25 protein-coding genes are annotated in these 23,505 nt (G+C 72.5%); 8 read left to right on the forward strand and 17 right to left on the reverse strand.

All coding sequences use genetic code 11. The annotated features are described in order from the left end of the window. From AL2_RS03075 to AL2_RS03110, 8 genes are all read right to left on the reverse strand, one after another. On the reverse strand, positions 1 to 1,464 hold the full coding sequence (locus AL2_RS03075) for a benzaldehyde dehydrogenase (protein WP_067628892.1): 1,464 nt from the start codon (positions 1,462 to 1,464) through the stop codon (positions 1 to 3). 36 nt (positions 1,465 to 1,500) lie between these two features. Further along, positions 1,501 to 2,937 (reverse strand): amidase, encoded by a 1,437-nt coding sequence (locus tag AL2_RS03080; RefSeq protein ID WP_067628894.1) that lies wholly within the window; start codon positions 2,935 to 2,937, stop codon positions 1,501 to 1,503. Then, positions 2,924 to 3,955, reverse strand: coding sequence for a branched-chain amino acid ABC transporter permease (locus AL2_RS03085; protein WP_083945878.1), 1,032 nt, complete (start codon positions 3,953 to 3,955; stop codon positions 2,924 to 2,926). The genes AL2_RS03080 and AL2_RS03085 overlap by 14 nt, the downstream gene beginning before the upstream one ends. Continuing rightward, the gene (locus AL2_RS03090) at positions 3,952 to 4,818 is read right to left on the reverse strand and encodes a branched-chain amino acid ABC transporter permease (RefSeq protein ID WP_067628897.1); all 867 of its coding nucleotides are present in this window, start codon (positions 4,816 to 4,818) and stop codon (positions 3,952 to 3,954) included. The genes AL2_RS03085 and AL2_RS03090 overlap by 4 nt, the downstream gene beginning before the upstream one ends. Before the next feature lies 1 nt (position 4,819). Continuing rightward, entirely contained in the window at positions 4,820 to 5,617 is a 798-nt protein-coding gene (locus AL2_RS03095; RefSeq protein WP_083945879.1) for an ABC transporter ATP-binding protein, read from the reverse strand. Then, positions 5,614 to 6,378, reverse strand: coding sequence for an ABC transporter ATP-binding protein (locus tag AL2_RS03100; RefSeq protein WP_067628899.1), 765 nt, complete (start codon positions 6,376 to 6,378; stop codon positions 5,614 to 5,616). The genes AL2_RS03095 and AL2_RS03100 overlap by 4 nt, the downstream gene beginning before the upstream one ends. A gap of 29 nt (positions 6,379 to 6,407) precedes the next feature. Further along, positions 6,408 to 7,703, reverse strand: coding sequence for an ABC transporter substrate-binding protein (locus AL2_RS03105; protein WP_168444533.1), 1,296 nt, complete (start codon positions 7,701 to 7,703; stop codon positions 6,408 to 6,410). Between the two features lie 104 nt (positions 7,704 to 7,807). Beyond that, a complete protein-coding gene (locus AL2_RS03110; protein ID WP_245666274.1) occupies positions 7,808 to 8,650 on the reverse strand; it encodes an IclR family transcriptional regulator in 843 nt (280 codons plus the stop codon). Positions 8,651 to 8,764: 114 nt separating this feature from the next. Between AL2_RS03110 and AL2_RS03115 the strand changes: the two genes are divergently transcribed. The 3 genes from AL2_RS03115 (at position 8,765) to AL2_RS03125 (ending at position 12,440) form a co-directional block, all read left to right on the forward strand. Further along, positions 8,765 to 10,234 (forward strand): aldehyde dehydrogenase family protein, encoded by a 1,470-nt coding sequence (locus AL2_RS03115; protein ID WP_067628901.1) that lies wholly within the window; start codon positions 8,765 to 8,767, stop codon positions 10,232 to 10,234. A 164-nt stretch (positions 10,235 to 10,398) separates the two neighbouring features. Further along, positions 10,399 to 11,517, forward strand: coding sequence for a hypothetical protein (locus tag AL2_RS03120; RefSeq protein ID WP_067628903.1), 1,119 nt, complete (start codon positions 10,399 to 10,401; stop codon positions 11,515 to 11,517). Positions 11,518 to 11,762: 245 nt separating this feature from the next. Beyond that, on the forward strand, positions 11,763 to 12,440 hold the full coding sequence (locus AL2_RS03125; RefSeq protein WP_067628904.1) for a TetR/AcrR family transcriptional regulator: 678 nt from the start codon (positions 11,763 to 11,765) through the stop codon (positions 12,438 to 12,440). A 139-nt stretch (positions 12,441 to 12,579) separates the two neighbouring features. Here AL2_RS03125 and AL2_RS03130 read toward each other — a convergent pair whose 3' ends face one another. The 3 genes from AL2_RS03130 to AL2_RS03140 form a co-directional block, all read right to left on the reverse strand. After that, positions 12,580 to 14,136, reverse strand: a complete 1,557-nt coding sequence (locus tag AL2_RS03130) for an SDR family oxidoreductase (RefSeq protein ID WP_083945881.1) — start codon at positions 14,134 to 14,136, stop codon at positions 12,580 to 12,582. Then, positions 14,124 to 14,495 (reverse strand): CBS domain-containing protein, encoded by a 372-nt coding sequence (locus AL2_RS03135; RefSeq protein ID WP_067628906.1) that lies wholly within the window; start codon positions 14,493 to 14,495, stop codon positions 14,124 to 14,126. The genes AL2_RS03130 and AL2_RS03135 overlap by 13 nt, the downstream gene beginning before the upstream one ends. A 104-nt stretch (positions 14,496 to 14,599) precedes the next feature. Beyond that, positions 14,600 to 15,133 (reverse strand): DUF6448 family protein, encoded by a 534-nt coding sequence (locus AL2_RS03140; RefSeq protein ID WP_247611693.1) that lies wholly within the window; start codon positions 15,131 to 15,133, stop codon positions 14,600 to 14,602. A 203-nt stretch (positions 15,134 to 15,336) separates the two neighbouring features. On the opposite strand from AL2_RS03140, the gene AL2_RS03145 reads away from it, so the two are divergent. Next, positions 15,337 to 16,299 (forward strand): cation diffusion facilitator family transporter, encoded by a 963-nt coding sequence (locus tag AL2_RS03145; protein ID WP_067628908.1) that lies wholly within the window; start codon positions 15,337 to 15,339, stop codon positions 16,297 to 16,299. A 114-nt stretch (positions 16,300 to 16,413) separates the two neighbouring features. After that, positions 16,414 to 16,905: a DUF2231 domain-containing protein gene (locus AL2_RS40005; RefSeq protein ID WP_067628910.1), complete on the forward strand. Its 492-nt coding sequence runs from the start codon at positions 16,414 to 16,416 to the stop codon at positions 16,903 to 16,905. Positions 16,906 to 17,001: 96 nt separating this feature from the next. On the opposite strand, the gene AL2_RS03155 is transcribed toward AL2_RS40005, so the two are convergent. Next, complete coding sequence (locus AL2_RS03155) at positions 17,002 to 17,235, reverse strand: heavy-metal-associated domain-containing protein (protein ID WP_067628912.1); 234 nt, start codon at positions 17,233 to 17,235, stop codon at positions 17,002 to 17,004. A gap of 136 nt (positions 17,236 to 17,371) precedes the next feature. Between AL2_RS03155 and AL2_RS03160 the strand changes: the two genes are divergently transcribed. After that, positions 17,372 to 18,055 (forward strand): Crp/Fnr family transcriptional regulator, encoded by a 684-nt coding sequence (locus AL2_RS03160; protein WP_067628914.1) that lies wholly within the window; start codon positions 17,372 to 17,374, stop codon positions 18,053 to 18,055. A 181-nt stretch (positions 18,056 to 18,236) separates the two neighbouring features. Then, positions 18,237 to 20,183 (forward strand): heavy metal translocating P-type ATPase, encoded by a 1,947-nt coding sequence (locus AL2_RS03165; protein ID WP_067628916.1) that lies wholly within the window; start codon positions 18,237 to 18,239, stop codon positions 20,181 to 20,183. 95 nt (positions 20,184 to 20,278) lie between these two features. On the opposite strand, the gene AL2_RS03170 is transcribed toward AL2_RS03165, so the two are convergent. The 5 genes from AL2_RS03170 to AL2_RS03190 form a co-directional block, all read right to left on the reverse strand. After that, positions 20,279 to 20,830 carry a GNAT family N-acetyltransferase gene (locus tag AL2_RS03170; RefSeq protein ID WP_245666276.1) on the reverse strand — a complete coding sequence of 184 codons (552 nt, stop codon included), beginning with the start codon at positions 20,828 to 20,830 and terminating at the stop codon, positions 20,279 to 20,281. Next, positions 20,827 to 21,192: an ArsR/SmtB family transcription factor gene (locus tag AL2_RS03175; protein WP_067628918.1), complete on the reverse strand. Its 366-nt coding sequence runs from the start codon at positions 21,190 to 21,192 to the stop codon at positions 20,827 to 20,829. The genes AL2_RS03170 and AL2_RS03175 overlap by 4 nt, the downstream gene beginning before the upstream one ends. Before the next feature lie 95 nt (positions 21,193 to 21,287). Further along, positions 21,288 to 21,908, reverse strand: a complete 621-nt coding sequence (locus tag AL2_RS03180) for a dihydrofolate reductase family protein (RefSeq protein ID WP_067628921.1) — start codon at positions 21,906 to 21,908, stop codon at positions 21,288 to 21,290. Continuing rightward, entirely contained in the window at positions 21,908 to 22,414 is a 507-nt protein-coding gene (locus AL2_RS03185; protein ID WP_067628923.1) for an SRPBCC family protein, read from the reverse strand. Before AL2_RS03185 ends, AL2_RS03180 begins: the two co-directional genes overlap by 1 nt. 3 nt (positions 22,415 to 22,417) lie before the next feature. Further along, the gene (locus AL2_RS03190; RefSeq protein ID WP_067630170.1) at positions 22,418 to 22,762 is read right to left on the reverse strand and encodes an ArsR/SmtB family transcription factor; all 345 of its coding nucleotides are present in this window, start codon (positions 22,760 to 22,762) and stop codon (positions 22,418 to 22,420) included. A gap of 473 nt (positions 22,763 to 23,235) precedes the next feature. Here AL2_RS03190 and AL2_RS03195 point away from each other — a divergent pair, with 473 nt between their 5' ends. After that, positions 23,236 to 23,484, forward strand: a complete 249-nt coding sequence (locus AL2_RS03195) for a hypothetical protein (protein WP_067628925.1) — start codon at positions 23,236 to 23,238, stop codon at positions 23,482 to 23,484. Positions 23,485 to 23,505 lie beyond the last annotated feature (21 nt).

Here is a 23,505-nt window from a genome sequence, read left to right on the forward strand (position 1 = left end):
TCAGAGCGGGTACTGCGGGGGCTCGCCGCGCATGGTGATCCAGCGGGTCTCGGTGAACGCCTCGACGTTCGCCGCGGCGCCGCCGAAGCGGGAGCCGGTGCCGGACGCCCGCACGCCGCCGAACGGGGCGTTGGCCTCGTCGTTGACGGTCTGGTCGTTGATGTGGACGATCCCCGTCGGGATCTGCTCGGCGACGGCCAGGCCGCGCATCGCGTCCCGGGTCACGATGCCCAGCGAGAGGCCGTACTCGCCGGCGGTGGCCAGCTCCACCGCCTCGGCGACGGACGAGACGCGGGTGACCGGGGCGACCGGGCCGAAGACCTCCTCGGCGAACGCGGGCGCGGTCAGCGGCATGTCGGCCAGCACCGTGGGACGGTAGAAGAGCTGCTCGTAGGTGCCGCCGGCGGCGAGTTTCCCGCCCTGGTCGACGCTCGCGGTGACCATGCCGTGGATCCTGTCGCGCTGGCCGGCGTCGATGACGGGGCCGAGGGCGACGTCGCCGCCGGCCGGGTCGCCGACCGCGAGGGCGCCGGCCTTGGCGGCGAGGCGTTCCACGAAGTCGTCGTAGAGGCGGTCGGCGACCAGGTGGCGGCCGGTGGTCATGCAGATCTGGCCCTGGTGGAAGAACGAGCCCCAGGTGGCGAGGTTCACCGCCGCGTCCACGTCGGCGTCGTCCAGGACGAGCAGGGCGGAGTTGCCGCCGAGCTCCAGATGGGCGCGCTTGAGGTGCTTGCCGGCCAGTTCGCCGATGCGGCGGCCGACCGGGGTGGAGCCGGTGAACGAGATGACCCGGACGTTCGGGTCGGTGATCAGCGCCTCGCCGACGTCCGCGCCGCCGGGCAGCATCTGCAGGACGCCCGGCGGCAGCCCGGCCTCCTCGAACACGCGGGCCATCAGCGTGCCGCCGGTGACAGCGGTGCGCGGGTCGGGCTTGAGCAGCACGGCGTTGCCGAGCGCGAGCGCCGGGGCGACCGAGCGGATGCCGAGGATGATGGGCACGTTGAACGGCGAGATCACCGCGACCACGCCGGCCGGCATGCGGCGCGCCAGGGACAGCCGCGGCTCCTCCGACGGCAGGATCGTGCCGATCGCGAGGGCGGGCAGGCCCGCCGCGCCGTAGCATTCCTCGGCCGCGACGTGCAGGGCGAACCCGGCGATGCCGGGCACCGCACCGACCTCGCGGACGTTCCAGCCGCTGATCTCCTCGGCGTGCCGCTGCCACAGGTCGCCGGCCCTGCGCAGGACGGCGGCGCGGGCGGTGTGCGGCAGCGCGGCCCACTCCCGCTGCGCCTCGGCGGCGCTCGCGGCGGCCTCGGCGACGTCCTGCGCGGTGGCCTGCCCCATCCGGCCGAGCTCGGCGCCGGTGGCGGGCTCGACCACGGGGTAGTCGCCGCCGTACGCCGCCGTCCACGCACCGTTCTTGAAGATGTTTCCCTGCCAGTCGACGCTGTCGAGCAGTCCCACGGGCGGTTCCTCCTTCTTCTGTCGTGTGTCAGTGCTTCATGCGGAGCACGGGTTTGAGCGCCGCGCCGCGCCGGCTGTCGCCGAGCGCCCGGTCGATGTCGGCCAGGTCATAGAAGCGCACGAGCCGGTCGATGGGGAAGCGGCCCTGGCGGTGCAGCTCCTGAAGTCCGGACGGGGCAGCCGCGGGGTCAGCCGTTCGACGAGGCGGGCCGCGGCGAGGACGGCGCCGTCGCGCCCGGCGGCCCCGGCGAGCTGGAGCCCGACGGGCAGGCCGTCCGGCAGGGCCACCGGCACCGAGATCGCGGGCAGCCCCGCGGCGTTGAACAGCGAGGTGAGCCGGGTCAGCACGAGTTCGACGGGCCACTCGCGGCCTCCGGCCGCGACGGTCATCGCGCCGATCGGCGGCGCCGTGATCGGCACGGTGGCGCCGGCCAGCACGTCGTAGGCGCCGAGCGCCCGCTCCACGAACGCCGCCATGCGGCCGATCGCCGCCTCGTCCTGCTCGGCCTGCCCGGCGGTGCGCGGCGGCATGCGCATCAGCTCGGCGATGTCGGGGCCGAACAGGGCGGGGTCCCGCTCGAAGGCGTCCCGGTGGAACGCGCCCGCCTCGGCGACGATCCGGTTCAGGACCGCCTCCGGCATGCGCGGTTCGCCGGGGACGGCGACGTCCTCGACGCGCACCCCGTGCTCTTCGAGGCGGGCGCGGGTGGCGGCGAGGGCCGCGCGCACCTCGGGCGCCAGGACCGCGTCGAACCAGCCGCCGAGCCAGCCCACCCGCGGCGCCGCAGGCGAGCCGCCCACCGGCCCGGTGAGCGCGGACATGAGCAGCGCCGCGTCGTCCACCGTGGCCGCGAGCACGCCGAGGTGGTCGAGGGACGGGGCCAGCGGCAGCACCCCGTCGAGCGGGACGCGGCCGCGGGACGGCTTGAATCCGACGCAGCCGCTGAGCGCGGCGGGGATGCGCACGCTCCCGGCGGTGTCCGAGCCGACCGCTCCCAGGCAGCTGCCGGCGACGACCGACGCGGCCGATCCGCCGGACGAGCCGCCGGGGATGCGGTCCCGCCGGTACGGGTTGCGGGTGGGGCCGAAGAACGCGCTGTCGGTGCGTCCGCCCCAGGCCAGCTCATGAGTGGTGTGCTTGCCGAGGATCACGGCGCCCGCCGCGCGCAGCCGCCGCACGGCCTCCGCGTCCCGCACCGGCACGTGGCCGGTGAAGCGCGGCGACCCGTAGGCGGTGCGGACGCCCGCCGTGTCGATCAGGTCCTTGATCCCGACGGGTACGCCGTACAGCGGGCCGCGCCTCCCGGCCCGCTCCAGTTCGGCGGCCCGCGCGCGGGCCTCGTCCGCCGTGACCGTGGCGTAGGCGTGCACGTACGGCTCGGTGGCCTCGATCACGGCCAGCATCCGCTCGGTGAGGCCGACCGGCGACAGCCGCCCGGCGGCGAGGGCGGCGGCCGATTCACTGAGCGACATCCGGCCTCCGCACGTGATAGCCGACGGGGAAGAGGCTCATTTCCGTCCTTCCGCGAATGAGGCCCCACAACCCGCCTGGAAGCCACATCGCCACCGCCATGCCGACGCCGCCCAGCAGGACGAGGTACCAGGAGCCGTAGTCGGCGAGCAGCTGCTGCAGGCCGAAGAAGACGACCGCGCCGAGCAGCGGGCCCTCGACGAACCCGATGCCGCCGATCACCACGATGAAGATCATGTACGCGGACCACTGCACGCTGAAGATCGAGTCCGGGTTGACGCTGAGCGAGCTCACCGTGATCACGCCGCCGGCCGCGCCGCACCCGGCCGCCGACACGAGGTAGACCAGCAGCTTGGCGCGCCGCACGTCGATCCCCGCCGAGCCGGCCGCGGTCTCCTCGTCCCGCACCGCCATGAGCGACAGCCCGAGCCGGCCGCGCAGCAGCAGGTAGCAGCCGGCGATGGTGCACAGCGCCAGCGCGAGCGCCACCCAGTACGTCAGGGCGCCGCGCAGCGTCTGGCCGATGCCCGACAGCCCGGTCAGCCCCTTGCCGCTGCCGCCGCCGAGGCTGCCGACCCGCACCACCAGCAGCCGGTACACCTCGGCGATCACCCACGTCCCGACGGCGAAGTAGTCGCCGCGCAGCCGGAACGCCAGCCACGAGGTGGGCAGGGCGAAGACCACGCACGTGACCGCGGCCAGCGGGACCGCGAGGTAGGGCTGCACCCCCAGGTCCGCCAGCGCGATCAGGCTGTAGGCGCCGATGCCGACGTAGGCCTGCTGGCCCACCGAGACCAGGCCGCCGAAGCCCGCGAGCAGGTTCCACATGCTCGCCAGCGCGATCAGCACGAACAGGTTGACCATCGCGTCGGTGACCGAGCTGAACACGAGGAACGGCAGGGCGACGAGCACGACCGTCCCCACCGCCATGACGGCGGACGACAGCTTCGAGGAGCGGGCGGCGCGGCCCACCTGCAGGGCCCCCGCCGCGCGGGCCGTCACCATCTCGGAGATCGTCATGCGGTCCGTCCCGTGAGGAGGCCCTGCGGCCGGAAGGCCAGCACGGCGAGGAAGACGAGGTGGCCGGCGAGCAGCGTCAGCGCCGGGTCGACCTGCGCGCCGAGCGACTGCGTGATGCCGAGGACCATGCCGCCGAGCAGCGTCCCCCACAGGGAGCCGAGCCCGCCGATGACGACCGCCTCGAACGCGAAGATCAGCCGGGACGGGCCGATGGACGGGTCGAACGAGGAGCGCATGGCGAACATCAGCCCGGCGAGCGCGACGGTCGCGAACGCGATGGCGGTCGCGATGCCGTACACGTGCCTGCTGTCGGCGCCCATCAGGCTCGCGGTCTCGCGGTCGTCGGACGAGGCGCGCAGCATCCGGCCGAGGCCGGTGCGCGACAGGAACACCTGGATGCCGATCAGCGCGCCGCACGCCAGCAGGAACGTGGCCGCCGACAGGTAGCCGACCGAGATCGACTCGGTGAACTCGAACGAGCCGGTGGCGAAGGAGCCGCCGTCGAGGGTGCGCGTGTCGGCGGAGAACGTCTCCAGCAGGACGTTCTGCAGCACGATCGACAGCCCGAACGTGACGAGCAGGGTGGCCAGCGGCCCGGCGGCGAGGCTGCGCTGCAGCAGCACCCGCTGGGTCAGGTAGCCGAGCAGGGCGAACAGCGGGACGGTCACCGCCAGCACGACCCACAGCGGCAGCCCGGTCCCGCTGACCAGGGCCAGCGCGAGGAACGCCGCGACCACGGAGAGGTCGCCGTGCGCCAGGTTCACGATCCGCATGACGCCGAACATCAGCGACAGGCCCGCCGCGAACAGCGCGTAGAGGCCGCCGAGCAGCACCCCTTGGACGACGGCGTTGAGCCAGCCCATGTCACTCGTTTCCTTCCTGGCCGGTGAGCGCCGCCCGGGTGCCCGTCCCGGCTGCGGTGCCGGTGTCGGTGTCGGCGGCGGTGTCCGCGCCGGGCGTGGCGCCGATGCCGAAGTACGCGTGCTCGACCTGCTCCGCCGTCAGGTCCGCGGGCCGTCCGCGCAGCACCGACCGGCCTTCGAGCAGGCAGTGCACGTGGTCGGCGACCCGCATGGCCTGCGAGACGTCCTGCTCGACGATCAGCGCGGTGGTGCCGACGCCCACGATCTCCGGCAGGAGCTCGTAGATCCGCCGGACGATGACCGGGGCGAGCCCCAGCGACAGCTCGTCGATGAGCAGGAGATCGGGGTTGGACAGCAGCGCCCGGCCGATGGCCACCGCCTGCTGCTCGCCGCCCGAAAGCTGGGACGCGCTCTGCCCGCGCCGGTCGGCCATCCACGGGAACAGCTCGTGGACGGCGGCGATCGTCCAGGGCCCGGGGCGCCTGCGGTAGGCGCCCGCCAGCAGGTTCTCCTCCACGGTGAGGGAGTGGAACAGCCGCCGTCCCTCCGGCACCAGGGCGATCCCCTCCGCCACCCGCTTGTGCGCGGGCAGCCGCGTGATGTCGCGGCCGTCCAGCAGGACCGAGCCCGAGGTCGGCAGGTTCAGCCCGGCCAGGGCGCGCAGCAGCGTGGACTTGCCCGCGCCGTTCGCCCCGATGATCGCCAGGACCTCGCCCTTCTCGACGTCCAGGCTGAGCCCGTCCACCGCGCGCAACTGGCCGTGGTGGACGGTGAGGTCGCGGATCGACAGCAGCGTCACGAACCCTCACCCTCTTCCTCGTCGGCCAGGCCGGTCTCCGGGCCGCCGCCCAGGTACAGCTCGCGCACCTTCTGGTCGGCCAGCACGTCCATGGGCGCGCCGTCGGCGACGAGGTCGCCGCCGGCCAGGCACACCATCCGGCCCACGGTCCTGACCAGGGCGTGGACGACGTGCTCGATCCAGACGATGCCGAGGCCGCCGGCGTGCAGGTCCTTGATGATCGCGACGAGCTCCAGCACCTCCGGCTCGGTCAGCCCGCCGGCGACCTCGTCCAGCAGCAGGAGCCGCGGGGACGTCGCCAGCCCGCGGGCCACCTCCAGGCGCTTGCGCTGGAGCAGGGTGAGCCGTCCTCCCGGGGTGTTGGCGAGGTCGGCGAGGCCGGTGCGGTCCAGCACGTCCATGGCGTGGGCCTGCGCCCGCCGGCCCTTCAGCGCCGCGCCCTGGTACGCGCAGACCAGGACGTTCTCGAACGCGGTCAGATGCTCGAACGGCCTCGGCACCTGGTAGGTGCGGCCGACCCCGGCGCGGGTGCGCGCGTGCGGCGGGACGCCCGTGACGTCGCGCCCGCCGAACCGCACCGCGCCGGCGTCGGGACGCAGGTCGCCCGAGATCATCGCGAACAGGCTGGACTTGCCGGCGCCGTTCGGCCCCACGATGCCGAGGGCCTCGCCCGCCTCGACGCGGAGCGTCAGGTCCTTGGCGACGGTCACCTTGCCGAAGCTCTTGGTGACGCCGTCCAGGTGGAGGAGCGGCTGCGTCATGGGGGGCTGCGTCATGGGGGGCTGGGCCATCAGGCGTTGGTGGGCTTGAGGTCGCCGCCGATCGGGACGTCCTTGTTCGCCGTGTTGTCCACGATGACGACGTCCCAGGGGAACTTGTCGCCCTTGCGCCACTGCCCGCCGACCGGGTGCTGGATCGCGATGCCGGGCTGCGGGCCGGCGGTGAAGTCCAGCTTCCCGCTCATGCACTCGATCTTCATCGTGCGCAGCTTCGACGCCACCTCGTCGCGGTCCTTCGGGTCGCCCGCGTCCTTGAACGCCTGGACGGCGATCTCGAACAGCGAGTACACCGAGCCGAGCGCCTGCGTCCACTGCTTGCCGGTGGACGCGGCGAAGTCGTCGGCGAGCTGCTTGGCGCTCCGGCCGTCCAGGACGGACTTGTACGGGTGCGCCGGGCTCCACCAGAAGTCGGTGGCGATGTTGTCGGTGAGCTGCCCGAGCGCCTCGGCCTCGGAGGGGAACAGCATGACCTTCGCGACCGTGGCCAGCTTCGGCTTGAAGCCCTGCTGCCGGGACTGCTTCCAGAACGTCTGGAAGTCCGGCGGGATCGGCGTGCAGGTGAACAGCTCGGCGTCGGAGTCCTTGAACTTGGCGATCTGCGCGGTGAAGTCGGTCGCGCCGTTCTGGTAGGCGCCGCCGTCGACCGGGGTGTAGCCGGCCTTCTTCATCATCGGGCCGAGGCCCTTGCGGAAGGCGTTGGCGTCGGTGTCGTTGGGCCACAGCGCCGCGACGTTCTTGCCGGAGACGTCCATGCGGTCCCACATGGGGAAGAAGCAGTCGGCGAACTCCTGCATGCCGAAGAAGAACAGCGTCGTGTACTTGAAGCCCTCGCCGTCCTTGCCGCCCCGGCCGTGGAACCACGCCTCCCAGGGGGCGATCGTGGTGACGTTCGGGATGCCGTTGGCCTCGCACTGGTCGGCGACGGGGTTGGTGGTGTCCGGGGTGGACGACCCGACGATCAGGTCGGCCTTGTCGCTGTTGATGAGCTCCCGGGTGACCTCGGTGGCGCGGTTCGGGTTGGACTGCGTGTCCTTGACGACGATCTCGATCCGGCGCTTCCTGCCGCCGGAGGTGAAGCCGCCCTTGAGCGCGTTCTGGATCTGCTGGACCACGAAGTTGTCGGCGGCGGCGAACCCGGCGAGCGGGCCCGTCTGCGGGCTCACGTATCCGATCTTGAGGACGTCCGAGGACGAGCTGCCGGTGCCCTTCAGCCCGCCGCACGCGCTCACCAGCGACCCGCCGCCGAGGACGGCGGCCGTCTTGAGGAAGGAACGGCGGTTCAAACCGCGTGCCGAGATCTCGCTCACGCTGAACTCCTTGGTCACGGCCGGGATGGCGAAAGTTGGGGTGACCGTACGAGCCGTTTACGAGAGGAGCAACAGGTCGTTCCGAGAGTTCGAACGCAACTTTGCTATGTGGAACGAGACTCTGATGTGGGGCGATACCCGAGCCGCCGGGAGATCTCGGCGGCGGCGCGCCGCAGCGGCGGTTCGACGCGTCCCGCCAGCGCCTCCACGGACGCGGGCGCGACCGTCAGGTGGACGGCCACGTTGACCGCCGCGATGACCGAGCCCGAGCGGTCGCGCACCGGCGCCGCGAACGACCGCAGACCCGGCGCGAGCTCCTCGTCGTTGACCGCGACGCCGCTCTGCCGGACCCTGGCGAGCGCCGCCGTGAGCTGCTCCCGGTTGGTGATCGTCTTCGGCCCCCGGCGGGCCATGTCGGTGCGGTCGAGGAGCTGGCGCAGCTCCGCCGCGTCCTTGTACGCCAGCAGCACCTTGCCCATCGACGTGCAGTAGGCCGGCAGGCGCGACCCGACGTGCAGGTTGAGGTCCATGGCCAGCGCGCTGCGCCGTCCGCTGCGCCTGCGGTCGACGTAGACGACGTCGAGGCCGTCGCTCAGCCCCATGCTGGCCGTGTAGCCGGTCTCGTCCGCCAGCGCCTGGAGCGGCGGGCCGGCGGTGCTCGTGAGCTCCATGGAGTCGATCGCGGCGAACCCGAGGTCCACCGCGCGCGGGCCGAGGGAGTACTTCCTGGTCTCCGGATCCTGCTGGAGGTATTCCAGCTTGGTCAGCGTGGCGACGTAGCGGTGCGCCGTGCTCTTGTTGAGCCCGACGGCCCTCGCCAGGTCGGCGACGCCCAGCACCGAGCGGTCGCCGGTGAGGGCGGACAGGATGCGCAGCCCCCGGTCCAGCGAGGCGGAGAAGGAGGGGTCGGCCGGTATGCGCCGCCTCGGGGGGTGGTCATCGGTCACAGCGGTCAGGATACGGCTTGATCGTTCCATATGTTCGAACGTTTTTGACCGATGGACCCGTGATGGCAATCTTCTAGGCCGTAGCCGGCGACGCGAGCGAGGAGAACGGGCCCCATGGCGGATTGGCGCAAGCCGCGCGTCGGACACTTCATCGGCGGCGACTGGGCGGACTCCGCCTCCGGGCGCTCGTACCCGAACCTCTCCCCGTGGTCGGGCGAGAAGCTCGGCGAGGTCGCCGCCGGCGACATCGAGGACGCCGACCGGGCCGTCGCCACCGCCCACGCGGCGTTCGACGGCTGGGCGCGGACGCTGCCGCACCGGCGCCAGCTGGTCTTCCTGCGCGCGGCCGACATCCTGGAGCGGCGCGGCGACGAGGTGCTCGCCGCGCTCGCCGCCGAGACCGGCTGCGGCCGCACCTTCGGCGGCGTCCAGCTCGGCTTCGCGATCAAGCTGCTCCGCCAGGCCGCCCAGCTCGCCTACCGCCCGGCGGGGGAGCTGCTGCCGTCCGACGTCGAGGGCACCACCGCGATGGCCGTCCGCCGCCCCGTCGGCGTGGTCGCGGCGATAGCCCCGTGGAACGCCTCCCTCACCCTGGCCGGACGGGCGATCATCGGCCCCCTCGCGCTCGGCAACACCGTCGTGCTGAAACCGTCGGAGGACTCCCCGTACACCGGCGGCGCGCTCTGGGCGGAGATCCTGCACGAGGCGGGCCTGCCGGCCGGGGCCCTCAACGTCGTCACCCACGCCCCCGGCGAAGCGGGCGGCATCGGCGACGCGCTGCTCGCCGACCCGCTGGTCAAGCGGATCAACTTCACCGGCTCCACCCCCACCGGCCGCCGCCTCGCGGAGAAGGCCGGCCGCCACCTGAAGCGGGTGGTGCTCCAGCTCAGCGGGCAGAACCCGCTCATCGTCGCGGGCGACGCCGACCTCGACTACGCGGTGAACGCCGCCACCTTCGGCGCCTTCGTCCACCAGGGGCAGGTCTGCATGTGCGCCCGGCGCGTCTACGTCGAGCGCCCGCTGGCCGAGGAGTTCGCCGGCCGGTTCGCCGCCAGGGCCTCGGCCCTGCCGGTGGGCGACCCGTCCGACCCGGCCACCGTCATCGGCCCGGTGATCAACGAGTGGGCCCTCGCCCTCATCGACCGCCGCGTGCGGGAGGCGGTCGGGCTCGGCGCCCGCGTCCTCGCCGGCGGCGTCCCCGAACCACCGTGCTACCCGGCCACCGTCCTCGCCGACGTCCCGGACGAGGCCGAGATCGCGCAGGGCGAGACGTTCGGCCCGGTCGTCGTGCTGGAGACGGTCGACTCCGCCGAGGAGGCCGTCGCCCGCGCCAACGCCTCCGACTTCGGCCTCGTCGCCTCGGTCATCACCGGCGACCGCCCGCGCGGCCTCCGCCTGGCGGCCGCGCTCGACGTCGGCATCGTCCACGTCAACGACCAGCCCGTCAACGACGAGCCGCAGATGCCGTTCGGGGGGGTCAAGGACACGGGCTGGGGCCGCTTCGGGCTGGGCTTCGCCGCCGAGGAGTTCTGCGAACTCCAGTGGATCACCGTCCGCGACCAGGACCGCGATTTCCCCTTCTGACCTTGGTTCCCGCGTGTGCCGGACGCCTGCGGGGCGTCCGGACGAGGCTCGCCGGGCACTCCTGGGACGGGGTTGATCGCTGACCGCAACCGGTCAGGGTGTGGAGCGGGCGAACCTTGCCAGCAAATACTGGCGATGAGTGTCCGCCCTCCCGAGGAGACGCCGTGGATCGTCCGACACCCCGCCCCTCCCGCCGTACCTTCGCCTTCGGCGGCGCCGCGCTGCTCGGCGCCGCCGTAGCCGGACCGCTGACCGGCACCGCCCGCGCCGCCGGCCCGCCGCCGGGCGAATGGGCCGATGTGCCCATCCCGCCGCTGGAAGGCCGCGGCAACCTGACCGGCATCGCCGCCCCGGACCCGGCGCACGTCTTCACCGGCGGCGCCGAGAACGTGTTCCAGCCAGGTCAGCGTGCCGTCATGCTGCACGGGACCCCGCGCGGCTGGACGCGGGCCGCGCTGCCCGAGGGGCTGGCGGCCGTCAACGAGGTCCGCGCCCGGCACGCCGCGAGCGCCTGGGCCGTCGCCGCCGGCCCGGACCCCCAGGAGCGCACGGACCTGCTGTACTGGGACGGCCGGCGCTGGGCGACGGCGTCCAGTCCCGCCGGCACGGTGCTCCAGGCCATCGACCTGGACCGGACGGGCGCCCTGTGGGCGACCGGGATGGCCGGGGACGCGACGACGGTGTCCGTGCGCCGGCACGGCCGGTGGGCGAACACGCTCACGCTGGAGCAGCCGTCCGGGCTCAACGCCATCGCCGCCGGAACCGCCTCGGACGTCTGGGTCGGCGGAATGGGCGAATCGCAGACCGGCCCGACCCCGCTCTGGCACTTCGACGGCACCGGGTGGACGCGCATGCCGTGGGGGACGACCTACGCGCACTGGATCCTGCAGATCGAGTACACCGCGCCCGACGACGTCTGGTTCTACGCCCTTGAGCAGCACCCGCTGTTCCCGCCGCCGACGCTGCACCACTGGGACGGCTCCGGGTTCACCGTCCACCGGATTCCCGGCCCGTCCGACCCTCTCGGCGAGGTGCGCCCGATGTCCGCGGTCGGCTTCCTCGGCTCGATGGCCTCCGACGGGCGGGGCGGCGTCTGGCTGTCCAGCCCGTACGACACGTCCCACCTGCTGCACTTCGACGGCGTCTTTTGGACCCGCGCCACCCCGCCCATCAGGGTGACCGCGTACTCGATGGCCCGTGTGCCGCACACCACCACCGTCTGGGCCGGCACTCAGATCGGCACCGTCTGGCGCCGTTCCGGCCGTCCGGCCCCAGGGCAGTAGCACCGGGGCCGGACGGCCGGAACGAGACGTGCCCGGAGGCGGCGGCGATCAGGGACAGGTAGGCGAGGCGGGGGCGAACCACTCCCCGAGGCCGGCGGCAGTGGTCAGCAGCTCCCAGACGAGCTCGGCCGGAGCGTCATAGGTGTGCGTGAACCGCGCAGCATCCGAACTGGGTGGCGTTACCTTTGCCGTCTGCGTACCCGGTGACAGGGCAGCGCGGCGCACGCGGTTCCTAGGCTGTTGCCATGGGGGAGGAATCTCCGCGAGAGCGGATCATCGAGGTCGCGACGCGGCTGTTCGCCGAGCTCGGGTTCGACGGGACGACCGGCGGCATGATCGCTGAAGCCGCGGGGGTGGACGCCGCCACGATGATGGAACTGACCGGCGGCACGCTCCAGCTCTACCACACCATCATGCGCCGTGCGCATGAGGCGGAACGGGCGATGCTGGAGGACGTGGCCATCACCGTGCCGCTGACCCTGCAGGGCCTGCACGACTTCTTCGACGCCTACCTGGACTTCCATCTGTCGCATCCGCACATCCCGCGGCTGTGGCTGCACCGGTGGCTGGGCGACGCCGCCGGAAGCGCCGATCTGGAGGCCCAGTACCATCGGCCGCTGACGAACCTGGTCGGCGACGCCGTACGGCCGCTGATGCCGCCGAGCGTCGATGTCGACTACATGCTGTGGACGCTGGTCTGGACCATGACCGGCTTCGTCACCTACGGCGTCCCCGGCGACGATGACACGTCCGCCGGCTGGCGCGGCACGACTCCGCTGCCGCACGGCCACCGCACCCGCCGCACCCCGGAGGCCGTCGACCGGTTCCGCTCCCACCTGCACATGCTGATCGACTCCGTGCTGACTGCCGCGGCCGGTGTGCCGCCGGTGCGGCAGCGCCCCCTCACGCGCCCCGGCGGGTGAGGGGGCAGGGGCAGTACTCCGCGTTGATGGCCCGGCCGGTGAGCCGAACCTGGTCGACAGCGTCGGTGGTGAGGACGAACGACATCGTGTGCCGTCCGTCCCGTGTGCCGCCCGTCCAGGTCTCCCAGCCGTCCAGGGGCTACGGTGCGGAATGCGTCCGCGCGCGCACACGCCGGCGCGGCCCGGCGGGCCCGTCCGGCCGCGGTGGCCCGGCCGCGCGGGCGATGCCCCGGCACATCCCGCCGAAGACGCGGTCGTGGAACGGCCGCAACGCCCACCAGTAGGCGTGGCCGGCGAGGCCCCGCGGGTGGAACAGCGCCCGCTGCTCCAGCCGGGCGCGGCCGTCCTCCGCCGCCACCCTGAACTCCAGCCAGGCCAGGCCGGGCAGCCGCATCTCGGCGCGCAGCCGCAGCAGCCGCCCGGCCTCGACCTCCTCGACGCGCCAGAAGTCGACCGTCTCCCCGATGCGGAGCCGGCGCGGGTCACGGCGGCCCCGCCGCAGCCCCACCCCGCCCACCAGCCGGTCGATGACGCCCCGTGCCCGCCAGGCGAGCGGGAAGGAGTACCAGCCGCGTTCTCCGCCGATCCCCTCGACGACCTCCCACAGCCGCTCCGGCGGGGCGTCCGCCCGGCAGGAGCGGTCGTCGCTGAAGAGGCTGCCGCCGGCCCAGTCCGGGTCCGTCGGCAGCGGGTCGCTCGGGGTGCCCGGGGTGCTGGCCGACGACCAGCGGGTCGCCACATCGGCCTCGCGGACCCGGCGCAGCGCCAGTTCGACCGCGCGGTCGAACCCGGTCGGCCCGTCCGGCGGCGGCGGGACGTACCCGGCGATGTCGTTCTCGGTGCACACGACCTCGTTGCGCAGCGACTCCACCAGCGGACGCGCGAGAGCGCCGGGGACCGGGGTGATGACCCCCACCCACAGGCTCGACAGCCACGGGCTCAGCACCGGAACCGCGACGATGACGCGCCCGCGCAGCCCGGCCGCCGCGGCGTACCGCCGCATCATGCCGGCGTAGGTGAGCACGTCCGGTCCGCCGATGTCGAAGCCGCGGCTCACCTCGGCGGGCACGTCCGCGGACGCCACGAGGTAGTGCAGGACGTCCCCGATCGCGATCGGCTGGATCCGGGTGCGCACCCACCGCGGCGTGACCATCACCGGCAGCCGCTCGGTGAGGTGGCGCAGCATCTCGAACGACGCCGAACCCGAGCCGATGATCACCGCGGCGCGCAGCCACACCGTGGGCACGCCGCTGTCCAGCATGATCTTGCCGACCTCGGCGCGGGACCGCAGGTGCGGCGACAGCTCCTCTTCCGGAGTCATGCCGCCGAGGTAGACCAGCCGCCTCACCCCCGCGTCCCGCGCCGCGCCGGCGAACGTGCGGGCCGCCCGGCGGTCGTTCTCGGCGAAACCGCCCGCGCCGCCGATCGCGTGGATCAGGTAGTAGGCGACGTCGACGCCTTCCAGCGCACGCCGGGTCGCCTCCGGATCGGTGGCGTCGGCCTCCACGATCTCCACCCGCCCGGCCCACGGGTAGTCGCGCAGCCGCCGCGCCGAACGGGCCATGCACCGCACCCGCCGACCGGCGTCCAGCAGCTCGGGGACCAGCCGCCCGCCGATGTAGCCGCTGGCGCCCGTGACCAGGCACAAGTCTCCGTGCCCGGCGCCCGCGTCGCGGCCGGACGTCACAGCGCCCATGTCTCCAGAGCGAGCAGGTCGCGCATCGACACCATGCCGACCAGGCGTCCGTGGTCGTCGACCGGCAGATGGCGGATGCCCTCCTCCAGCATCCGGCGGGCGACCTCGCGCGAGTCCTCGTCCAGCGCGGCGGTCTTGAGCCTGGTCGAGGCGTACGCCGTGGCCCGGGACGCCGGGTCCGCCGCCGCGGCCAGCGCGCCGACGATGTCCCGCTCGGTGATGATCCCGGCGACCCGCTCACCGTCGAGGACGGCGAGGGCGCCGACGTCGTCCTCCACCATCCGCCGCGCCACCTGGTCCAGCCGGTCCTCCGCCCGGCAGCTGAGGACGCCCGGCCGGTACACGTTGCTGATCAGCATGTTCCCTCCCCTGATGGGTTGCCCCACAGGCCGTAACCTGTCCCGTCCGCCCCGCCGGAAACGTACGAAATACCAGCTGAGGGCCGGGGGACGGCCCGAGCCCGCTAGTGTCCGGCGCCGTTGTGCTCGCTGTGCGCCGGGGCCTCCATCGCCTTCCACAGGTGGTGGCTGTAGACCTGGAAGCCCAGCATCGCCTCCACGTAGGCCCGGGCATCGGCGATGGACCGGTCCTTGACGGAGGCCAGCCTCGACACTTCCGCGAGCCTGCGCTCCAGTTGCTGGTTCAGCGCCTCGGTGAGGTACTCCGCCACGGGTTTCGGCGAGTCGGCCTCGATGGCGCGTTCGGCGAGTGGAATGACCGGCCCGACCGACAGCCCGGCCGGCTTGAGCCCGGTGTACGGGGCGCCCTCGCCCATGCGGTGGAGACGGACGACGGTCTCGAAGAACAGGCGGTCCGCCACGTCGCGAGCCGGCTCGTCCGAGCCTCGGGCCTCGCGCACGCTCTCGAACACCGACCGGATCTCGTCCTCGTCGCGGAGGGGCACGTACGGTAGGACCACCCGCACGTCATCGGATTCCAACGCCTGGCGCGCGGCGGTGACGACGGGTCCATCCAGTGAGTCGCAGTGCGGGGGCATGGCCCCTCCTTCCCGTGGACGTGTGCGGCACACGGCCCCGGGCAGACGGCCCGGAGGCCGGCGTTCGCGCTGTCACTGCCCAGCGTAGGGCGACCGAGCACCGGCCTTCAGGGGCGAAGGTCCCGCCTGCACGTCCATGAACGGCCGCTCGATTCACCGGAGCGGTGCGGCCCTACCAAGTACCAAGTACCAAGGAGCACTCGTTGGGCGCCTCACTCACGGTTCCGTCCGGTGGCGCCGCCGACCGGCAGCGGCGGTTGACGCGGCTGCTGTGGCTGTCGGTCGGCGCCGCCGTCGCGACCATCTCCCTGAAGGCCGGTGCCTGGCTGCTGACGGGTTCGGTCGGACTCCTGTCGGACGCCCTCGAATCGGTGGTGAACCTGGTCGCCGCCCTCGTCGCGCTCGTCGCGCTGCGGTGGGCGGGCAGGCCCGCCGACGAGGAGCACGCCTACGGGCACACCAAGGCCGAGTACTTCTCCGCCGGCGCCGAAGGCATGATGATCTTCGTTGCCGCCATCGGGATCGTCGGCACCGCCGTCGACCGGCTGCTCCACCCGCAGCCGATCCAGGACGTCGGCGTCGGCCTCGCGGTGTCGGCGGTCGCCTCACTGATCAACCTGGCCGTCGGGCTGGTGCTGATCCGGGCCGGACGCCGCCACCGGTCGATCACCCTGGAGGCCGACGGCAAGCACCTGATGACCGATGTGTGGACCTCCGTCGGCGTCATCGCCGGTGTCGCCGCCGTCGCGGTCACCGGCTGGCAGCGCCTGGACCCCGTCATCGCCATCATCGTCGCCGTCAACATCGTCTACACCGGCACCATGCTGATCCGCCGCTCCGCCGGCGGCCTGATGGACCGCGCCCTCCCTTCCGCCGAGCGGCGGCTGGTCAACGACGTGCTGGCGTCCTTCACGCGGGACGGGGTCGACTTCCACGCGCTGCGCACTCGGCAGTCGGGGCGCCGCGCGTTCGTCTCGTTCCACATCCTCGTCCCCGGCGACTGGACCGTCCAGCAGGGCCACGACCTCGCCGAGGCCGTGGAGGACGACGTTCGCCGCTCGCTGCCGCACGCCACCGTCTTCACCCACGTCGAGCCTCTCGAAGATCCCCGCTCCTACCAGGACCTCGAACTGGACCGAGACCCCGATGCCACCGCCGGGGAGTGACCGCCAGGGGCGGGCGGGTTCTATGAGAACTCTCTGAATGTCCGGACGAAGGTAGTGGCTCGGCCCGGATACCGGACATGATCGTCGGATCAACGGTCACCTGAAAGGTCGAGAATGCCGACCACTGTCTGGGGTCTTCCCGCCCATCCGCTCATCGTCCACGTTGTGGTCTTTCTGGTGCCATTGACGGTGCTGGCCGCAATGACGACGGCCCTATGGCCCAGGGCGCGACGACTACTGGCCCCCTGGGTTCTCGGGCTGGCCACTGTCACCGTCCTGGTAATCCCCTTGGCCACCGAAAGCGGGGAACACCTGGAAGATCAAGTAGCCAGGTCTTCCCTCGTGGAGGAGCATGCGGAATTGGGGGACACTCTTCTGCCGCTGGTGGCCGCGCTCTGGCTGGCGCTCGCCCTCATGGTCGCCGTCGGCCTCTACGTCCGGCGAACCGCGGATCGGCCGCCGAGCTGGACCAAGGCGGTGACGATGGTGGCCATCCTCCTGACGGTCGGCGCGGCGGCCGGCACGGGCGTCCAGGTGGTCCGGATCGGGCACAGCGGCGCCCAAGCGGTCTGGCACGACACGGGCACCCGCGGCACAACTCGGTGAAATAGCGCCTTTCACCGGAAGGCGCCGGCGAAGGCCATTCTCAGGGCGACCGCTGAAAATAACGGCCGGGCGCCATCCGGCTGAGGGCGCGGCGTGTCAGAAGGCGGCGGGGTAGGAGACGTAGCCGGCCTTCTTGACCGCGGTGACCAGGTCGTCCTGGGTGGCCTGCGCGGGGTCGTGGACGACCTCGATCCGGGACGAGGCGAAGTGGACCTTCACCGAGTCGACGCCGGGGAGGCGGCCGACCTGCTTCTGGATCTTCTGCACGCAGGACGGGCACGAGAAACCCTCGGCGCGGAGGACGGTCTTGGTGGTCGTTGCACTGGACATGGCCCTGATCTCCTTCCCTGGCGGCCCGTATCGGGACCGGTCTTTCACCTGATGACCGCACGCTAACCATTCGGGCCGCCCGTTTCCTTGACGTGCGTCAAGCACCGTCCAGCGATGCGCATGGCAGGCTGGCGGCATGGTGGAGGAAGACCTGTGCGTGACCCGGGTTCCGATCTTCCAGGGGCTGACGCACCGTGAGCAGCGCGAGGTCGCCGGGTTCGCGCGGCCGGTGGTCGCGGTGAAGGGGGAGACGGTCTTCGCCCCGGGGCAGCCCGTCTCCCGGCTGCTGGTCATGCACGCCGGCCGGCTCAAGATCAGCCACCTGGCGCCCAGCGGGCAGGAGCAGATCCTGCGGACGGCGGCCGAGGGCGACGTGGTGGGGGAGCGGACGTTCCTGACCGGCCACCGTCCCGAGCACTTCGCGGTCGCCCTTGAGGACAGCCGGATGTGCGTCTTCGACCACCGCGACCTCTCGACGCTGCTGCACGACCACCCCGACATCGGCATGCGGATGCTGCGCACGCTGTCGGACCGGCTCACCTCCGTCGAGCGGCTGCTCGCGGCGGTCACCTCCGCCGACGTCACCGCGCGCGTCGCGGCCTACCTGCTCGACCTGCCCGCCGACCTGCGGGACGGCGTGCCCGCCGTCCGGCTGCCGATGGCGAAGAAGGACGTCGCCGCCCACCTGGGGACGACGCCGGAAACCCTCAGCCGATCGCTCGCCGCGCTGTCGGCGGCCGGCGCCGTCGAGTTGCGCGGCCGCCGCGACGTCGTCATCCGCGACGTCGACGCCCTGGACCGGGCCGCCGTCCCGCGCTGACCGCGAGCGGTGCCGGGCCGGTCCTGCCGCGGGGAGCGGATCGGCTCCTGCCGGCGCGAGCGGCGCGGTCCATTCGCCCGGATCGCGGCGGCTTGATCCGCGTCAAGGAACTCCCGGGTGATCCCGCCTAACGTCCGGATCAGACGTCGACAGGGACGTTTTCCGGGAGGAGTGGGAGCAGATGGACAGGATCCGGGCATGGGGTTCGTGGCGGTGGAGCGTGCCGCTGCTGAGCGCCCTTCTGATCGTCGCGTCGTTCGCCGCCTCGGCCGCGCCGGGCACCGGTGCGCTCGGTGACGTGCTGATGGTCGCGGCGGCGGTGGCGGCCGGCCATCGTATCGCCGTCAACGCGGTCCGGGCCCTGACGGCCCGGGTGGTCGGCATCGACCTCCTGGTCTCGGTGGCCGCGATCGGCGCGGTGATCATCGGTGAGTACTGGGAGGCCGCCGCGGTGACCTTCCTGTTCGCCATCGGTCACGCGCTGGAGAACGCCACGCTGAGCAGGACGAGGTCGGCGCTGGCCGAACTGGTCGCGGTGGCCCCGGACGTGGCCGTGGTGCTCCGCGACGGCGACCAGGCGGAGGTGCCCGCCGCCTCGGTGGCGCACGGTGAGACGGTGCTGGTCAAGAACGGCGCCAAGGTGCCGGTCGACGGTGTGGTGATCGACGGCTCGGGCGCGCTGGACGAGGCGTCCATCACCGGTGAGTCGATCCCGGTGGAGAAGGCCGCCGGCGACCGGGTGTTCGCCGGCACGGTCTCCATGGGCGGCTTCCTGCAGGTGCGGGCGACCGGTGTCGGCGCCGACACCACGCTGGCCCGGATCATCCACCGGGTCGAGGAGGCGCAGGACGCCAAGGCGCGCGCCGCGGCGTTCATGGACCGGTTCTCCTCCTGGTACACCCCGTCGATCATCGTCCTGGCGCTGGTCTTCGGGGTCGCGACCGGCGACGTCGTGCTGGCGCTGACGCTGCTGGTCATCGGCTGCCCCGGCGCGCTGGTCATCTCCATCCCGGTCGCGATCGTCGCCGGCATCGGCCGCGGCGCCAGGGACGGCATCCTCATCAAGGGCGGGGAGTTCCTGGAGACGTCCGCCAGGATCGACGCCGTCGCGCTGGACAAGACCGGCACCCTGACCGAGGGCCGGCCCCACCTGACCGACGTGGTGCCGGCGGACGAGACGTGGACCCGCGCGGGCGTGCTCCGCTGGGCCGCCCGCGCCGAGGCCGGCTCGGAGCACCCGCTGGCCCGTCCGATCGTCGAGGCCGCGCGCGCCGAGGGCCTGGACGTCACCGGTCTCCCGGACGCGACCGAACCGGTGCCGGGCAAGGGCATCGTCGCGACCCTCGACGGGCACCGAGTCGCGGTGGGCAACCTGGCACTTCAGCAGGACGAGGGGGTCCCGCACGCCGGGGCCGCCGCCGTGGTCGAGGACCTCGCCGCCGCGGGCCGCACCCCGATGGTCGTGTCGGTGGACGGCCAGTGGGCCGGCGTCGTCGCCGTCGCCGACCGCGTCCGGCCGGACGCGGCGCGGATGGTCGCCGACCTGCACGCCGCCGGCGTGAAGAAGGTCGTCATGCTCACCGGGGACACCCGGCGGGTCGCCGCAGCCGTCGCCGCGCAGGTCGGCGTCGACGAGGTCCACGCGGGACTGCTGCCGGAGGACAAACTGGAGGTCGTCCGCGTCCTGCAGGCCCGCGGCCACGTGGTCGCCATGGTCGGCGACGGCGTCAACGACGCCCCCGCCCTCGCCACCGCCGACATCGGCGTCGCGATGGGCGCGGCGGGAACGGGCGTGGCGATCGAGACCGCGGACATCGCCCTGATGAAGGACGACCTGTCCAAGCTGCCGCAGGCCGTCGGCCTGGCCCGCCGCACCGTCTCGGTCATGCGGCAGAACATCGCGATCGCGCTGGTCACCGTCGGGCTGCTGCTCGCGGGCGTGCTCCTGGGCGGCGTCACCATGGCGATCGGGATGCTTGTGCACGAGGTCTCGGTCCTGGTCGTCATCGCCAACGCGATGCGGCTGCTGCGCCGGCGCGGCACGTCCCGGACCGGCACCGGCACCGGCGCGACCGGGCGGACGCCGGACCGCATCGAGGTGCGCGGCACCGACCGGCAGCCGGCCTGACACCGGCCGGTGCGGGACGAGCGCCGCGGTGAACCACAGGGCTCGGCAGGCGGGGCCATCGGCGCCGTCGGCCGAGCCCTCCGCCGGACGCCGGGTCAGTCGGTTCCGGCGACGGTGCTGCGGCGTTCGAGAAGGACGACGTCGCGCCATCGGCCGTGGTGGCGGCCGAGGCGGGTGCGGGTGCCCACCGTCCGGAAGCCCGCGGCGTGGTGGAGGCGCAGGCTGGCGGTGTTCTCGGGGAAGACGCCGGTCTGGATCGTCCAGATTCCGGCGGCCTCGGTGGAGGCGACGAAAGCCGCCAGCAGCGCCGTGCCGACGCCGCGGCCGCGAGCTCGCGGAGCGATGTAGACGCTGTGCTCGACGACGCCGGCGTAACAGCACCGGTCGGACACCGCCGCTGCGGCGATCCACCCCAGCATCTCGCCGCCCTCCACGGCCACGCGGCGGTGCTGCGGCAGTCTGGAAGCATCGAAGGCGTCCCAGGTGGGTGCGCTGACCTCGAAGCTGGCATCGCCGGTGTCCAGGCCCGTCTGGTAGATCGCCAGCACTCGGCCGGAGTCCTCGGGGCGCATGGCGCGGATCGTGATTCCGCTCGGCGGGACGGTCATCGCGTTGGCCGCGTCCGGGACGGCGTGCACATCACTCACTCGTCTCCATGGTCAGGCTCGGCGGCGTGGACGATGGCCGACACGGCAGGGGCGGGTTTGCCCATGACGATGTCGGCGGCCGAGGGGAAGCAGGCCACGCAGGCGTCGTTGATCCGGTAGAAGCGTGCGGTGCCGCGGCTGTCGGCCAGCACGAACCGGACCTCGGCCAGCACTTTCAGGTGCGTCGATACGGTGGACTGGCCGACGTCCACGAACTCGACGATCTCCCCGACGCTCATCGGGCGTCCCTGGCGGGCCAGCAGCGACACGATCTGGATGCGGGTCGGATCGGCCAGGGCCTTGAACCAGGCCGCGTACTCGGTCGCCGTGGACCGGTCGAGCGGCCTCATCTCAGTATTCATCGTTAATCGACGATAGGCGATTAAAGCGTCGGGGGAAAGAGCCGGGCGGGCGCTTTGTGAAATCAGCTCGCCCGCCCGGCGCAGTGATCGTCCGCCTACCGCTCTCGGACGGCGTAGGTCAGGTGCGTCGCCCTCGGGGAGGGCTCCGTACTGACCGGCTCCAGGGCCACGCGGCCCGCGTCCACGCCCTCGAACAGGCGGATACCGGACCCGAACAGCACGGGCGACAGCGCGATCGAGAACTCGTCGACCAGGCCGGCGTTCACGTACTCCAGGATCGTCTCGCCGCCGCCCGCGATGCGGACGTCGCGGTCGCCGGCGGCCTCGCGGGCCTGGTCGAGCGCGGTCTCGATGCCGTCGTTGACGAAGTGGAAGGTGGTCCCGCCCGGACGCTCCCAGGGGTCGCGCTTCTCGTGCGTCACGACGAAGACCGGCGTGTGGAACGGCGCCTCCTCCGGCCACATCCGCTCGCCGGCGTCGAACATGCGCTTGCCCATCACGCTCGCGCCGGTTCGCTCGAACGTCTCCCGCAGGATGTCGTTGTCGCGCCCTTCCTCTCCGTCCTCGCCGAGCTTCAGGTTCTCCCGGAAGAACCGCTGCGGGAACACCCACTGCTGGAGTTCCATCCACTGCCGCCCCATCAGCTCCCCGAGGGAGCCGGGCGCGATGAACCCGTCCAGCGACATCGACACGCTGAAGAACACCTTGCCGGCCATCAGCCCTCCGCTCCCTTCCGGACGATCTCGGTGACGTAGGCGGCCAGGTTGCCCAGGGTCTGCCGGCCGCCCTCGATCGCGTGGTACTTCTCGACCGCCTCGTCGCGCAGTGCCTTGGTGGGGAACACCGTGCGCATCTCGATCCGGGTCGCCGCACCGTCCGGTGCGAACGTCAGGACCGACTCGAAGGCGTTGGGATCATGGCGGGACTCGCCGTGGAGCAGCGCGATCCGCTCCGGTGGGACGATCTCGGTCCAGGAGATCCACTCGGTGTAGTCGGTCCCGTCCGGGCCGTGCATCACGAAGTCCCACTCCCCGCCGACGTGGAACTCGAACGCCGCCGTGGTGGTCGTGAACCCCTCCGGCCCCCACCACTGCGACAGGTGCCGGACCTCGGTGAACGCCTCGAACACCAGCTCTCGCGGGGCGTCGATCACCCGGGAGATGACGATCTCGCGGTCGGCCGCCGCGGACTGCGCGGGCGCTCCCCGTCCCATTGCGCTCATCAGCTACTCCTCCTCCTGCCTTGCCTGCTTCAGGTCCTGCACGTACGCGTCCAGCCGGTCGAAGCTCTCGTTCCAGAACCGCTCGAACCCGCCGGTCCACTCGTGGACGGGCCGCAGCCCGCGGGCGTCGAGGCCGTACAGGCGCTGCTTGCCGTCCCTGCGGTCTCGCACCAGCCCGACCTCCCGGAGTACCCGCAGGTGTTTGGACGCCCCCGGCTGGGTCATCCCCAGCTCCCGGGCCAACTCGGTCACCGGCCGCTCACCCGCCCGCAGCAGCGCCAGGATCTCCCGGCGCTGCGGCTCGGCGATCGCGTTGAAGACGTCCGACGTCGTCGCTGCTCGTGCCATGTCCGCCATCATATTCCCATATAGGCATGCGTCAAGCTCCGGGCGGCATGGGCGAAGTCTGGGAGGCCCAGGACGAGACGCTGGACCGGCGGGTCGCGTCTCTCCGTCGTCGGCCACCCGAAGCGCGTCCGTGGGCGGCCCTTGGCTGCCGGTCATGGTGTGGCTGCTGACCGTGGTGGCGACCGCGGTCCTCGGCTTCACCGTCATCGGCGTGGGATCCGGGCTGAGGTTGCTCGCGCTCACGGCGCTCCCGCTGTCCGCCGTCCAGCCTGCGATGCTCGCCGGGCCGGCGCTCCTGCCCTTCATCGTGCGCCTCGGCCTGAGCGAACGGCTCGGCCGCCGTGAAGCGGTCTGCCTGGTGCTCGGCGCCGCGGCCGTCGCCCTCTACATCCGCGCCGCCGGTAGCGCGTACTCCTTCGACCGAGGTACCCGCGGAGCCTTGGCTGTCGGCCGCGATCTGCCCCTCGCTCGCCTTGCCCGCCATCCTGTTCCTGATCAGCGACCTGAGGCCCAAGGGTGCGCACGAACGGCCGCTCAGCGGCATCACCTACGGGATCAGCGCCGGGATGCTGATCGGCGCGGGCGAGGTCGCCCTCACGGGCATCGCGACGCTCAAGGCTCCGTTCGACGACCTTGTCGCCTCTCCCTATCCCTACCTGTTCGGCGCCAGGCCACCGAGTCTGCGCGACCGCATGGCGAACGCACAATTCCAGGAGGAGTAAGTTCGGAGTTCCCAGCTCGGC

The sequence above is a fragment of the Actinomadura latina NBRC 106108 genome, assembly GCF_001552195.1.
Taxonomy (GTDB): Bacteria; Actinomycetota; Actinomycetes; order Streptosporangiales; family Streptosporangiaceae; genus Spirillospora; species Spirillospora latina.

What these genes read in the sequence shown, in the direction of transcription:
- AL2_RS03180 (WP_067628921.1), bottom strand. Translation starts at nt 21,908, where the DNA reads ATGGCCGGCAAGGTGTTCTTCAGCGTGTCGATGTCGCTGGACGGGTTC.
- AL2_RS03140 (WP_247611693.1), bottom strand. Translation starts at nt 15,133, where the DNA reads ATGCCCCCGCACTGCGACTCACTGGATGGACCCGTCGTCACCGCCGCG.
- AL2_RS03125 (WP_067628904.1), top strand. Translation starts at nt 11,763, where the DNA reads ATGGGGGAGGAATCTCCGCGAGAGCGGATCATCGAGGTCGCGACGCGG.
- AL2_RS03100 (WP_067628899.1), bottom strand. Translation starts at nt 6,378, where the DNA reads ATGACGCAGCCGCTCCTCCACCTGGACGGCGTCACCAAGAGCTTCGGC.
- AL2_RS03135 (WP_067628906.1), bottom strand. Translation starts at nt 14,495, where the DNA reads ATGCTGATCAGCAACGTGTACCGGCCGGGCGTCCTCAGCTGCCGGGCG.
- AL2_RS03175 (WP_067628918.1), bottom strand. Translation starts at nt 21,192, where the DNA reads ATGAATACTGAGATGAGGCCGCTCGACCGGTCCACGGCGACCGAGTAC.
- AL2_RS03080 (WP_067628894.1), bottom strand. Translation starts at nt 2,937, where the DNA reads ATGTCGCTCAGTGAATCGGCCGCCGCCCTCGCCGCCGGGCGGCTGTCG.
- AL2_RS40005 (WP_067628910.1), top strand. Translation starts at nt 16,414, where the DNA reads ATGCCGACCACTGTCTGGGGTCTTCCCGCCCATCCGCTCATCGTCCAC.
- AL2_RS03165 (WP_067628916.1), top strand. Translation starts at nt 18,237, where the DNA reads ATGGACAGGATCCGGGCATGGGGTTCGTGGCGGTGGAGCGTGCCGCTG.
- AL2_RS03115 (WP_067628901.1), top strand. Translation starts at nt 8,765, where the DNA reads ATGGCGGATTGGCGCAAGCCGCGCGTCGGACACTTCATCGGCGGCGAC.
- AL2_RS03160 (WP_067628914.1), top strand. Translation starts at nt 17,372, where the DNA reads ATGGTGGAGGAAGACCTGTGCGTGACCCGGGTTCCGATCTTCCAGGGG.
- AL2_RS03090 (WP_067628897.1), bottom strand. Translation starts at nt 4,818, where the DNA reads ATGGGCTGGCTCAACGCCGTCGTCCAAGGGGTGCTGCTCGGCGGCCTC.
- AL2_RS03185 (WP_067628923.1), bottom strand. Translation starts at nt 22,414, where the DNA reads ATGAGCGCAATGGGACGGGGAGCGCCCGCGCAGTCCGCGGCGGCCGAC.
- AL2_RS03130 (WP_083945881.1), bottom strand. Translation starts at nt 14,136, where the DNA reads ATGGGCGCTGTGACGTCCGGCCGCGACGCGGGCGCCGGGCACGGAGAC.
- AL2_RS03155 (WP_067628912.1), bottom strand. Translation starts at nt 17,235, where the DNA reads ATGTCCAGTGCAACGACCACCAAGACCGTCCTCCGCGCCGAGGGTTTC.
- AL2_RS03085 (WP_083945878.1), bottom strand. Translation starts at nt 3,955, where the DNA reads ATGACGATCTCCGAGATGGTGACGGCCCGCGCGGCGGGGGCCCTGCAG.
- AL2_RS03190 (WP_067630170.1), bottom strand. Translation starts at nt 22,762, where the DNA reads ATGGCACGAGCAGCGACGACGTCGGACGTCTTCAACGCGATCGCCGAG.